We start from the raw sequence: 10591 nt of genomic DNA, 5'->3' as shown, positions 1-10591 counted from the left end.
TAGCAACTCCCGAAGTTTTGGGATAGGACTATGACCGCAGGGAAGGTTAAACCTTACGAGTCCTCCGGTCAAACCGGAGGCTTAAGAAGGATAGTTAAGTAAGTCTCACACAATTAAAGATTCTTGGGAGTATGAATATTTTTAGGTCACTATCCCAACCATTACATGGGAAAACGACGTATCAATAAAGTTCAAGGCAGGTCGAGTAAAACCTGAGATATGGAAGAGACTAAAGCCTTCTTTGCTCAGGATATTGAGCTACATGATGATCGCGACCGATGGCTTAACGTCCTACCCTCAGGCAATTGAAGAAGAGTTGGGTGGGGACGTGGAGCATGAGGTTTGTCCCTGCACTGAGAATTCCATTGAGCAAAGTCACAGACCCGTCAAACATAGATATCACCTAACCTTAAGATTTGGTAAATTTGGAGTGGTCCATCAATTATGCGAAGCAATAGATGAAGTGAGTAACTTTTTGAGATCTCGTAGTCGAATGGCAGAACTTGCATCTCTATCTGATAAAAGAAAGAAGTCCATTCAATGAGTTAGGAAGCTTGAAGAAATATTCCAACCTACTTAACCACAATAAAGGCAAAGTTTGGGGGCACCATCGCAATTTTAGAGAACTTGGCTACTCAGGGCTGATAGATTCGTTCCAACCACAGATGATCATGGGCATAGATGTGTTGGCGATTAGGCAAGATCACGAATGAGATCTAACACATGATGAGCCATATGCAGTTTGCTGCATTGAGGAATGGGCACCTGATGCCCCGCAACATCCATAAAAACGGCTTGGTTCTGATCGCTACCAAAACCACTCTGGGGCTGATCAATCGGATTGGCAACAATAGCATCCAACCGTTTGCGTTCCAGCTTTGCTTGGGCAGGCGTGATTATATCTCCTGTCTGAGCCGCAAAGCCAATCAATTTCTGATGGGGACGTTTCTGCTGGCCGAGTTCAGCCAGAATATCTGGAATCGGTTTGAGGGGTAAGTCTGCAGGTAAAGATTTTTTAGGTTGCTTTTCAGCATAGTAGTGCGCTGGTTTTACATCGCCAACGGCCGCAGCCATAATCGTCCAATCAGCTGTGGGGAAGACTTCCAGTACCGCAGCACGCATATCTTCCGCACTCGTCACAGCAAGGGTTTCTAGTTGGGGCGTACGGGGTAAAGGAGTTGCTAGGGGGCCATGAACCAACTGAACCTCGGCCCCTCTAGACCAAGCAGCTAAAGCCAAAGCCTGACCCATTTTCCCCGAAGATGGATTGCCAATAAATCGCACTGGATCGAGATGTTCACGGGTTCCCCCTGCACTGATGAGGACGTGCTTGCCGCTTAGATCGCGTTTCCCTTTTGTCATTAACAGAGAGTCAATATAGGTCAACAGATCCGCAGGTTCAGCCATCCGGCCTTCACCCACGGTGTCGCAGGCTAGCATCCCAGCAGCAGGCCCCAGCGGGTGATACCGCAGATCTTCTAGCAGTTGATGCCAGTTGCGCTGAACCACAGGCTGTCGCCACATAGTGGTGTTCATGGCGGGGGCAACCAAGATGGGAACGGTGGAGGCCAAGACGGTATTGGTCAATAGGTTGTCGGCTAATCCCATTGCCAGCTTGGCTAACGTGTTTGCAGTTAAAGGGGCTAAAACCAACAAATCAGCCCATTCACCTAACTCAATGTGCAGCGGACGAGTATGGTGGGGGTGCCAGAGGCTGGCATCCTGATAAACAGGCTGTCGGCAAAGGGTGGTGATGGTTAGAGGAGTGATAAATTCTTGGGCAGCAGGGGTTAGGATTGCCTTAACTTCAGCACCAGATTTTACCAATGCTGAGATGACTGCACAGACTTTATAGGCGGCGATACCGCCGCCGATACCAACTACGATACGGGAAGACACTAGGTCGCTATCGGCTCACAAGTAGGACTGGTCTTAGGATTCGTCGAATGCTTCTAGATCTAATAGGTATAGGTAAGACTCAGTAAGCTCGGGACGCTGGAAGGCGAGCGATCGCAACAAATGCCAGTCCTCCAAAGCCGCAAAGGGGGTTTCATAATCGTCCTCTTCCAATCGTTTGGCTAGTTGGGCGACGTCATCCTCCGTAAACCCTGAAACATTGTGATTTTCACTGTGTGTAACACCCATAGATTAACCCCCTACCGCTGACTATTGTTATCTCATCAACACCAACTGAGAACACTGGTTCTATCGAAAATGGACTGGAGAAAGTGTCAGAATGACGAATTCTATCCCAAAAAACAGGAAAGAACTCTCCTAAAAACATTTTCGTCTAGGTCGATCATACCCTTTCTCCAGATAGGGCTACCTGCTTTTTCTTTAGTAAGGGATTATCTATAACAATCTCAACTAAGTTATGTTAAGGCTTCCTGGCTAGGACATAAAACGTCATCCTTAACCGCTCAGTTTGAACCCTACAGTATCTTCAGTCGAAAAGTCGTGATAGTCTGGCAGCATCAAAAATAGCAAAACCTATTTCCAGCTATTCTTTCACTTACAGACCTCTAGGACATTTTCTCTCATGGCTATATTGGACTCTAAGGGACGCTTATTCGGCAAGGTCAACCTCTTAGATGCAGGAGCTATCTTAATTGTATTGTTTGTCCTGGCCGGGATTTTCCTTGTTCCAGGTCCTTCCGGCACCCTTGCCAGTTCAGATGCCAACGCTGAAGTGGATGTGTTAGTCCTCGGACTCAAAACTCGCAACCCCCAAGCATTGATCAAACCAGGGGAGAATGCCAACTTTCTCATTCGCAACCAGCCCGCGGGTAAGGTCAAAATTAAGAACGTAGAATTTTTACCCCGAACAACAACAGCCCCTCAACCAGATGGTTCGGTTAAAGCGGTTGCAGACCCTCGAGAAGAAGAAAAGTTCTCAGTGAATATGATCGTCACCTTAGAAGGGAAAGGCCAAATGACCGCCAATGGCCCGGTTTTTGGCGGTACCCAGATTAAAGTCGGCACGCCCGTTGAATTAGATGGCGAACTGTATAACTTCAAGCCCAGTGTGATTGATATTCGAGTGCCGGATCAGTAGCTCTTTTACTTGACCAAGGCGTTGTCGAAGCAGAGACCTCTCTCCAATTTAAATCTTTTCACCTGGCATAAATTTGAGTGATACGCCGTTCATGCAATAGCGTTTTCCGGTAGGTCGAGGGCCATCGTTAAAGACATGGCCCAGATGTCCGCCACAGCGATGGCAGTGAACCTCGGTTCGAGGAAGAACGAGATCAAAATCCACTGAAGTCGCAACCGCACCTTCAATGGGAGCATAAAAACTCGGCCAGCCCGTGCCGCTATTAAACTTTGTCTCTGAAGTGAACAAGGGTAAATCACACCCAGCACAACGATACAGCCCCTCACTATACTCATGATCCAGGGGGCTGCTGCGAGGACGTTCTGTTCCTTTCTCTCGTAAAACGTGAAACTGCTGAGAGGTTAGGACTTGACGCCACTCGTCCTCCGTTTTGGTTACTTCGAATTCTTCAGCAGCGACGGCCTTGTCGGACCACCATTTAGGCAAAAAGCTTGAAAACCCCGTTGTTCCCATTAATATTGTTCCTACCTTCAGTAAGGCTCTTCTTTTCATGATTTACGCTCTAAAGTGATGCGTCTCAAAACAACGACTCATCCATTACTCAGGATAAACGAAATCCTGGTATTGCTGGTCTAGGGTTTCTCCGGGTGGCTTGCATCTTTCCATGGTTGCGACTACAATCACTTTATACGTAGTCGTTATGAGTTTATCTTGAGTGAATTTATCTATTCTTGCTTCTACGTTGCGCCCGATCCACTGACCAAGGAGCAGAAATGTTTACGACTATCACCACAACGCTTCCCACCAATAAGAATTACCGCTCTAACCCTCAAACTCGCCCCCTAAAACGCCAGATGATTGAGTTAGTTGGATTTGGGATTGTTTTCTTGGGCGTTAAAGTTTTTTCTAACCATATGGCTACAGTCTTGTTAGCCGGGCTGCTGGACGGATAGTTTAGGTCTCTCCAATTCAGCATGCAGACAAATCTTGGGATTGGGTTAGTCATTTTTACGAACCGAATGACTTATCAACCTAAGTTTTATTCAGCCCACCATAAGCATTAGAAGTTTGGCTATTGAAGGTAGCGTGTATCATAGATTCTGATTAACATCAGCTAATAGCTCTTTGAGTATCAAAGATATTTCTTGAGGTTGTTGGTTTAATTGATTGGTACAAATAGATTTAACGCTTTCATACTTATCTACATTTGATTGGAGAGACCATCGAGCTGCATTGCCAATGCTAGATAAGTGAGGTTCGGCATCTTGGTTGACATAGGCTAGAGCAGATATTAAACGCGTAACGTATTTTTCTTCGCCCGTTGCAGCAAAGGCAGCCCACAACATATCCAAAACATCTGGAGATGCAATGGGCAGATCTTCAATGTTAGGTGGAGACTCTTGTAACAGAAATTCTAATGACTCTTTAATCGCTGGACTTCCTTCTGCAATGATCGTGTCGAGAGACTGTTGAGCTTCCGCTGTATCGGAAAACCAAAGTGCCTTACCAATCTCGGTGATGACTGGCTCAGATAGATTTTCTAGCGACTTTAACCAAAGCGATACCTGATCCGGGTTTGCACGAAAAATAAAAGATAAAAAGATGATGACTGAGTCTACCGTAGAGTCATTGGTTAAATATCCTTCCTTAACAAAAGTCTCTATAGCCATCGGTACTTTGTTGAGCTGTGGATTCTCAAAGTAATGGCTCATCCACCGTTCTAATTCTTCTATGGTTAGTGGGGTCACGGTAGCTCCATTTAGAGGTACAGCGGTTTAATCGAGCGCGAAATTAAGTCTCGTTTTTATAAGGTGTCATAGTGGTCTAAAACACTCTGGACGTAGTCTTGACAGTTATTGGAGAGTAAACCATATTCCCCCGGGTTACCAATATGCGCAACAGCAGCTCGCATATTATCATCATCTAACCCCTCTCGAACGCGAGCATAATCACTTTGAGTATGACTGGTATCAGATCCTAGGCCAGCTTTCCCCATATGCCCAATATCCGCAGGAGTGCCACCATCTTCAAAGAAAATATGCTCATGGTACAGACCTAGATTGAGCAGATTGCCTTTTTTCCGCCAGACCCAAGGTTTACCTAAACCGCCAAGACCTGAGAGTTGTCGTCTTCCGGTCCATGCTCTTTGGATAGTGATCAGAGGCTGACGTTGAATGGTTGGCTGGTGTTGATGGGTTACGGCGGAATGAGACCGCTGTAATTTTGCCTGTAGCCATTCTTGCTCTTCTTCTAAAGTGAGGTCTTCTTCCTTCTCTTCATCATCTCTTTGGATGCTTTGAGAGTTGAGTTCAGATATCCCAGGGTTGTCTAACACATCGATCTGACGGTGTAACTTTACCCCACTTCCACTTTGTTGCAATACATGGGTGAGTTCGTGGGCTAATAACTCCTGCCCAGAATGACTATGGGGCTGATACGCGCCTTGTCGAAAGAATAAATCTTGCCCAGTGGTAAATGCTCGAGCTTGAATCAACTCATTCAGTTGGTGGGCTCGATTGTCAGTATGTATCCTCACTCGATCGAAACTAGCACCAAACGCAAGTTCCATGGGTGTTCTAATATCTTTTTCTAGAGGTTGGCCCTTACCACGCACTTGATGAATGCTTGCTTCTATATGGGGAGCGACATCCCGATCATCATGGACGCGCTGAATGGCCGATTTTCTCTTTATCTCATGCTTGTTTAGGGGAGTCTGACGCTGTATAAATGGCGCTGCATTTAATATCGGAGATGGGGATGCATGGAGCTGGTTAACAACCTGCTTGGCGACGCGATCTGCTTCCTGTTCGTATTTATCCCCTGGTTCTCCAATCGTCAATTTGGGTTGAATCGGGTGATGAAGGATCGGGCGAGGAGGCGCCATTGGGGGCATATTAGACCCGATTCGCCGAAACTTCACTAGCCGAGCTGCATGTTCAGCCAGTCCTTCTACATCTGATTGTGGGGTAAGCGGTTGTGATTGAGGAATAGATTGAGCTGAAGGTACAGAAGGCGCAAGAATGGGCTGTATTTTTGACTGCTTTAATTTAGGTTGATGCGTATGCATTAGCCTTTCCCCCTAATAGATAGCCACAACCAACATAAACGATTGATTTTGATCGTGTATAACTTATTTGCAAGTTTTTTAGATCATGACCAGTATAAATGAAAATATATTTTCATTTATACTTTGTGAGAGCATTTCAGCTATTCCCTAAAAGGCACTGCTTTGAGTATGAAGAGAAAAAATGGAATGCTTATTATTTCTTATTTTTAGGTCCATACACTTTTTTTTAATCAAATAACCGTTTGAATTTTCGCTCAATGTACTTACTGACACAACACTGAAGGGGTGAAGGATGGGAAATCAACGGAACAGACTTTAAGTTGCGGGTCTGCTCAGCCAAATTGAATACCAGTTTTACCATTTTAAAGATCCCTATCATCGAGTGATGCAGGCTTTTGTATTATGTTGTAGTATGTGATGGGAGCCTGCAAATAGAAAAATTTTCACGGCAGGTCAAGTTTTCTCCATTATGGCCAGCTACAAAGATATTGTTCGATATTATCGACAATACTGGGGGATTTCTCTGCTCAGCATTGCCGCCGCCAGTTTGTTTGAAATAATTGACCTGGTGGTTCCCTACGCTATTGGTCAAATTCTTAACGTGCTGTCTCGGCAGCCTTTGGATGCGCCCCTACAAGCTCTAATTGCTCAAGTTGCAGCGATCACTCGTCTGCCCATCAGTCGTTCCCTATCCCTATGGACCTTGTTAGGTATCATCTTTTTGGTAACGGTAGTGCGGGCTCCGGTTCAGCCCTGGATCGGGAGCTGGTTTCATTGGGCGATACCGTTGAGAGCAAAACGCGATCGCACTCGCCAAGTCCTGGAAAAGATCCTCACCCTGCCCCTAGATTTTTATGATGAAAATAATCCAGGCCGAATTGCAGGCCGGGTGGCTCGGGGGGTTACCAACCACACTTGGACCTACCCCGAAATAGCTGGACAGTTTATTCCCAAATTGATGAGGGTGCTGGGCATCTTTCTAGTGATTTGGCTGATTGACTGGCCAATTGCCATTATCTTCTTGATTTCTTTTATCGTTATTTTCACCTTTAGTCTGTGGGACTTACGACTGCTGATCAAGCGAGAAGAAGTCCTGGATCGCTATATCGAAAATACTGAAAGTCGCACCTCAGAAATTATCACTAATATCAAAACCGTCAAAGCCTTTGCTACAGAAGCCGCTGAACTCGAACGTCAGCAACAGCGATTGGATCGAGAGATGCAGGTGGTCCTATTTCGGATCCACAAGGGCTATGTCAAACTAGCCACTTGGCAACGAACGATTGTCCAAGGCTGTGTGTTTGGCGTCCTCACCCTGACCCTGATGGCAACGGTACGGGGCGATATTTCTTTAGGACACTTTGTTACCACGCTAACAGTGTCCAGCATGGCCTATGCCGAAATTGAGCCTCTGAGCATGGTGGCAGAGTTTTTTGCCCGCCGTTACGCCTCTATGCTGCGGCTGCATGAGTTTATGCAGCAACCCAATGGAGCTGATGCCTCAAGACTTAGTCTGGAATCTGTTCAAGACAATCCCTATCGCTTTTCGGGCAAGCTAGAGCTGCGCAATATCAGTTTTGGTTATGATGCCAACCAGCCCGTACTACAAAATATCAACCTCATAGTTCAACCCTGTCAGACGGTGGCCCTTGTCGGGCGGTCCGGATCGGGGAAATCCACGCTCGTTAAGCTGCTGTTTCGCTATTTTGAACCCCATACTGGCCAAATTCTGATGGATGGCCAAGATATCCGCACCCTGGATGTGGCTCGATATCGTCGCCGTCTGGCGATTGTTCACCAAGATGTAGACATTTTCAATGGCACGGTCTTGGAGAACCTCACCTACGGTAACCCCAAAGTCAGTGTCGAGCAAGTACATAATGCTTGCCAGATTGCCAAGGTAGACGAGTTTGTTCACCAGCTCCCCCAAGGATATGCCACCGTGGTGGGTGAACGCGGGGTGCGGCTGTCTGGTGGTCAGCGCCAGCGACTCGGCATTGCCCGAGCTTTGATTGTCGATCCAGATGTCTTGGTCTTTGATGAGGCAACCTCCAGCCTCGACTATGAGTCCGAGCGGACCATTCAGTTGGCAATGCGCTCATTGCTAGGAACGCGGACGTTGTTGATTATTGCCCACCGCCTCAGTACCGTCCGCGAGGCCGATCAAATTGTCGTGCTCGATCAAGGCCAGATTGCTGAAGTGGGGAATCATGATCAACTGCTCAGACATGGGGGTATCTATCATCGACTGCATACTCTGCAAGAGACCGGTGATTTATGGGGTAGCAGTAAAACCCTGATCTAACGGATTGATATGGCAGGTAGGCAGATTATCAACCATAGATTTCTGCCATATCTTCGACAGACTGTGAGATAAGTTCATGCAACAGCGTTCGATCAATGTCATCCAGTTTTTTGACGTAGAGACATGACTTCCCTAGTTTGCCCAGGATTGCTTCATACTGGGCAAATCCAGGCATAAGGTATATTGTCAAATTCTGTTTTCGAGGTGAGAAACCCGTAACAAAATAATCTCCTTCTCTGCCGCTAGCATATTTGTAATGGTAGCTGCCATAACCCACAATGCTCTCCCCCCACATTCTGGGCTCTTTACCAGTAATTTCTGCCATTAGCGATAGAAGTTCTAAACAATCTATCCTTTTTTGCTCATCTGCAATACCGTTGAGAAATTCGATAGGGCTTTTTTCCGTTGGTTTAGTTTTTAGATCAGCCATACTAGAGGAAGAGAATGCTTTGCTGGCGTTGCATATAGTTTAATGACAATCACGAGTTGCTGGGCTCGATTGAGCCTTTGACGCGCTAATGGTATGGCTGCGGCCACCGCCATACCATAGGACTTACCAGCTCCGGTCACCGCAGACACCGCTAGCGGACCGGCTCACCAATCGGCTAATTCTTGCTGACCAGGCCTTAAAGATGCCCGTAATTCAAAGCCTTCTAAACTATCCAGCGTTCTGATTCGCATTTGCCATCTCCAACAATTGAGGAATCGTCACAAACTGGTATCCCTGCTGTCTGAGGCGAATAATGATGTGGGGCAAGGCTTGGATCATCAGCTTGCGATCGCCACCGCCATCATGCATCAATACAATCCCACCGGGCGAAGCGTTGTTAACCACGTTCTGGATGGCTTGCTCAACCGTCCCTTTATAAGTATCGTCCACCGTCCACATTAAAGTGACATGCTTCTGGGCCTGAGCATAAGCGACGAGACCATTCTGTAGATAACCGCCGGGTGGACGAAACAAGGAAGTTTTGAATCCCGTATGCTTCTCGATTTCCTTGGCAGTCAGCAGGATCTCGCGTTGGGCTAGAGCCGGATGGTGATACCCATATTTATGGCTCCACGTGTGGTTGCCAATGGCATGCCCTTCCCTGGCAACCCGCTTGAGGAGATCTGGAAAACGTCTGACGTTGCTGCCCAATACAAAAAAGGTAGCGTCTACATCATGTTCTTCGAGGATATCCAGCATTGTGGCCGTTGTTTGGGGCCAAGGACCATCATCAAATGTGAGGGCAATCGCTTTTTGATACGGCGGTAGTTGCACCCTATCAATCGTAAGGCCCTGAAACTGAGCGGGGGGCTGATAATGACGACGCTGTTTCAAGTCAATAGCATCTAAGGTTTTCAGCGCGATGCGTAATCTTGACTTAGCATTAGCAATCAAAGGACTCTCCGCCACATCACCTATGTCTTGAGGCAATTCCGTTACGGAAATCTGATTTAAATTTGCTTGAATCACAAGGGCACTGACGCCCAAGCATAGGCAAACAGCTACCCACCAGCCATACTGTCGGCTGGTGCTCCAGACTCTTAAATTTTTCCCAAACATTACTTGCTCAACTGCAAACCCTTAAGTAAAGCCAAACCGTTGGTAAACCATCAAACAGAACTCAGAAGGCAACGACGTAGCGTTGAATATGGCTGGCGTTTGACCCTCAAGCCAATGTTTCCCCAAATACTCTAGGGACGTGACTTCTTGATTTACTTCAACAATATGAAAAGCAATGGGCAACCTCATTTCCATCGTAGCGAGCCTACTTTAGCGCTGCCAGGGATAGTCTGGGATCTTCACTGTTCCTTAAGGATGATGCTGAATTCAGCATCGTCGTAAGGGGTAAGGCCGGAATCATTAAAGAATATATTTTTCTTGGATTGAAGCGGGAGCGAATACCAGTAGGATATCTCTCAAGGTATAACCCTCTTTTATCACTTTGATAGGAGAGTATCTGTAAGCTTGAAATTACGTTAGTGCTTGGCCTAATGATTGGGTTCACTCCAAAAGCAATTACGTCGTTTCAATTTTCATCTATCTGAAGTGACAAAAGAGGGCTATAGACATGTACTGGAAGGGAAGGGAGGGATTTAAGCCTCACATTGTACGTTTCACTCCATTCCTCTAACAGATTAGTAATACTTGCCTAGCAAGGTGTTCACGACTTTTCTG

Annotated in this window: 11 protein-coding genes and 1 pseudogene; 4 read left to right on the top strand and 8 right to left on the bottom strand. The window is 46.5% G+C overall.

Translation table 11 applies throughout. The annotated features are described in order from the left end of the window. Positions 1–262 precede the first annotated feature (262 nt). Positions 263–544, top strand: a complete 282-nt coding sequence (locus tag Q0991_RS10330; protein ID WP_366524942.1) for a DDE-type integrase/transposase/recombinase — start codon at positions 263–265, stop codon at positions 542–544. Between the two features lie 149 nt (positions 545–693). On the opposite strand, the gene coaBC is transcribed toward Q0991_RS10330, so the two are convergent. After that, entirely contained in the window at positions 694–1899 is a 1206-nt protein-coding gene (coaBC, locus tag Q0991_RS10325) for a bifunctional phosphopantothenoylcysteine decarboxylase/phosphopantothenate--cysteine ligase CoaBC (protein WP_299488064.1), read from the bottom strand. Between the two features lie 33 nt (positions 1900–1932). After that, positions 1933–2145 (bottom strand): DUF2555 domain-containing protein, encoded by a 213-nt coding sequence (locus Q0991_RS10320; protein ID WP_299488061.1) that lies wholly within the window; start codon positions 2143–2145, stop codon positions 1933–1935. A gap of 394 nt (positions 2146–2539) precedes the next feature. Between Q0991_RS10320 and Q0991_RS10315 the strand changes: the two genes are divergently transcribed. Further along, positions 2540–3055 (top strand): DUF4330 domain-containing protein, encoded by a 516-nt coding sequence (locus Q0991_RS10315; RefSeq protein WP_299488058.1) that lies wholly within the window; start codon positions 2540–2542, stop codon positions 3053–3055. 48 nt (positions 3056–3103) lie between these two features. On the opposite strand, the gene msrB is transcribed toward Q0991_RS10315, so the two are convergent. Beyond that, complete coding sequence (msrB, locus tag Q0991_RS10310) at positions 3104–3607, bottom strand: peptide-methionine (R)-S-oxide reductase MsrB (RefSeq protein WP_299488055.1); 504 nt, start codon at positions 3605–3607, stop codon at positions 3104–3106. Positions 3608–3828: 221 nt separating this feature from the next. Here msrB and Q0991_RS10305 point away from each other — a divergent pair, with 221 nt between their 5' ends. Further along, the gene (locus Q0991_RS10305) at positions 3829–4008 is read left to right on the top strand and encodes a hypothetical protein (RefSeq protein ID WP_299488052.1); all 180 of its coding nucleotides are present in this window, start codon (positions 3829–3831) and stop codon (positions 4006–4008) included. Positions 4009–4146: 138 nt separating this feature from the next. On the opposite strand, the gene Q0991_RS10300 is transcribed toward Q0991_RS10305, so the two are convergent. Beyond that, the gene (locus Q0991_RS10300) at positions 4147–4767 is read right to left on the bottom strand and encodes a hypothetical protein (RefSeq protein WP_299488049.1); all 621 of its coding nucleotides are present in this window, start codon (positions 4765–4767) and stop codon (positions 4147–4149) included. A gap of 92 nt (positions 4768–4859) precedes the next feature. Beyond that, positions 4860–6122: a DUF4157 domain-containing protein gene (locus Q0991_RS10295; protein ID WP_299488045.1), complete on the bottom strand. Its 1263-nt coding sequence runs from the start codon at positions 6120–6122 to the stop codon at positions 4860–4862. Between the two features lie 469 nt (positions 6123–6591). On the opposite strand from Q0991_RS10295, the gene Q0991_RS10290 reads away from it, so the two are divergent. Then, positions 6592–8427 carry an ABC transporter ATP-binding protein gene (locus Q0991_RS10290; RefSeq protein WP_299488042.1) on the top strand — a complete coding sequence of 612 codons (1836 nt, stop codon included), beginning with the start codon at positions 6592–6594 and terminating at the stop codon, positions 8425–8427. Positions 8428–8455: 28 nt separating this feature from the next. Here the strand turns inward: Q0991_RS10290 and Q0991_RS10285 are convergent, their stop codons facing one another. The 3 genes and pseudogenes from Q0991_RS10285 to Q0991_RS10275 all read right to left on the bottom strand — a co-directional run bounded on the left by Q0991_RS10285 (position 8456) and on the right by Q0991_RS10275 (position 9976). Further along, positions 8456–8857 carry a DUF1801 domain-containing protein gene (locus Q0991_RS10285; RefSeq protein WP_299488039.1) on the bottom strand — a complete coding sequence of 134 codons (402 nt, stop codon included), beginning with the start codon at positions 8855–8857 and terminating at the stop codon, positions 8456–8458. A gap of 44 nt (positions 8858–8901) precedes the next feature. After that, positions 8902–9108 (bottom strand): annotated as a pseudogene (locus Q0991_RS10280) (hypothetical protein); the annotation flags it as partial. Next, positions 9086–9976, bottom strand: a complete 891-nt coding sequence (locus Q0991_RS10275) for a polysaccharide deacetylase family protein (protein WP_299488037.1) — start codon at positions 9974–9976, stop codon at positions 9086–9088. The pseudogene Q0991_RS10280 and the gene Q0991_RS10275, both read right to left, overlap by 23 nt. Positions 9977–10591: the final 615 nt, after the last annotated feature.

Origin of the sequence: Acaryochloris sp. IP29b_bin.137 (assembly GCF_028285745.1) — a bacterium.
Classification (GTDB): domain Bacteria; phylum Cyanobacteriota; class Cyanobacteriia; order Thermosynechococcales; family Thermosynechococcaceae; genus Acaryochloris.
This window is presented reverse-complemented; position numbering and strand designations above follow the sequence as displayed.

Coding starts and splice junctions, on each gene's coding strand:
- Q0991_RS10330 (WP_366524942.1), top strand. CDS start 263: ATGATGATCGCGACCGATGGCTTAACGTCCTACCCTCAGGCAATTGAA.
- Q0991_RS10315 (WP_299488058.1), top strand. CDS start 2,540: ATGGCTATATTGGACTCTAAGGGACGCTTATTCGGCAAGGTCAACCTC.
- Q0991_RS10290 (WP_299488042.1), top strand. CDS start 6,592: ATGGCCAGCTACAAAGATATTGTTCGATATTATCGACAATACTGGGGG.
- Q0991_RS10285 (WP_299488039.1), bottom strand. CDS start 8,857: ATGGCTGATCTAAAAACTAAACCAACGGAAAAAAGCCCTATCGAATTT.
- Q0991_RS10320 (WP_299488061.1), bottom strand. CDS start 2,145: ATGGGTGTTACACACAGTGAAAATCACAATGTTTCAGGGTTTACGGAG.
- msrB (WP_299488055.1), bottom strand. CDS start 3,607: ATGAAAAGAAGAGCCTTACTGAAGGTAGGAACAATATTAATGGGAACA.
- Q0991_RS10300 (WP_299488049.1), bottom strand. CDS start 4,767: ATGAGCCATTACTTTGAGAATCCACAGCTCAACAAAGTACCGATGGCT.
- Q0991_RS10305 (WP_299488052.1), top strand. CDS start 3,829: ATGTTTACGACTATCACCACAACGCTTCCCACCAATAAGAATTACCGC.
- Q0991_RS10275 (WP_299488037.1), bottom strand. CDS start 9,976: ATGTTTGGGAAAAATTTAAGAGTCTGGAGCACCAGCCGACAGTATGGC.
- Q0991_RS10295 (WP_299488045.1), bottom strand. CDS start 6,122: ATGCATACGCATCAACCTAAATTAAAGCAGTCAAAAATACAGCCCATT.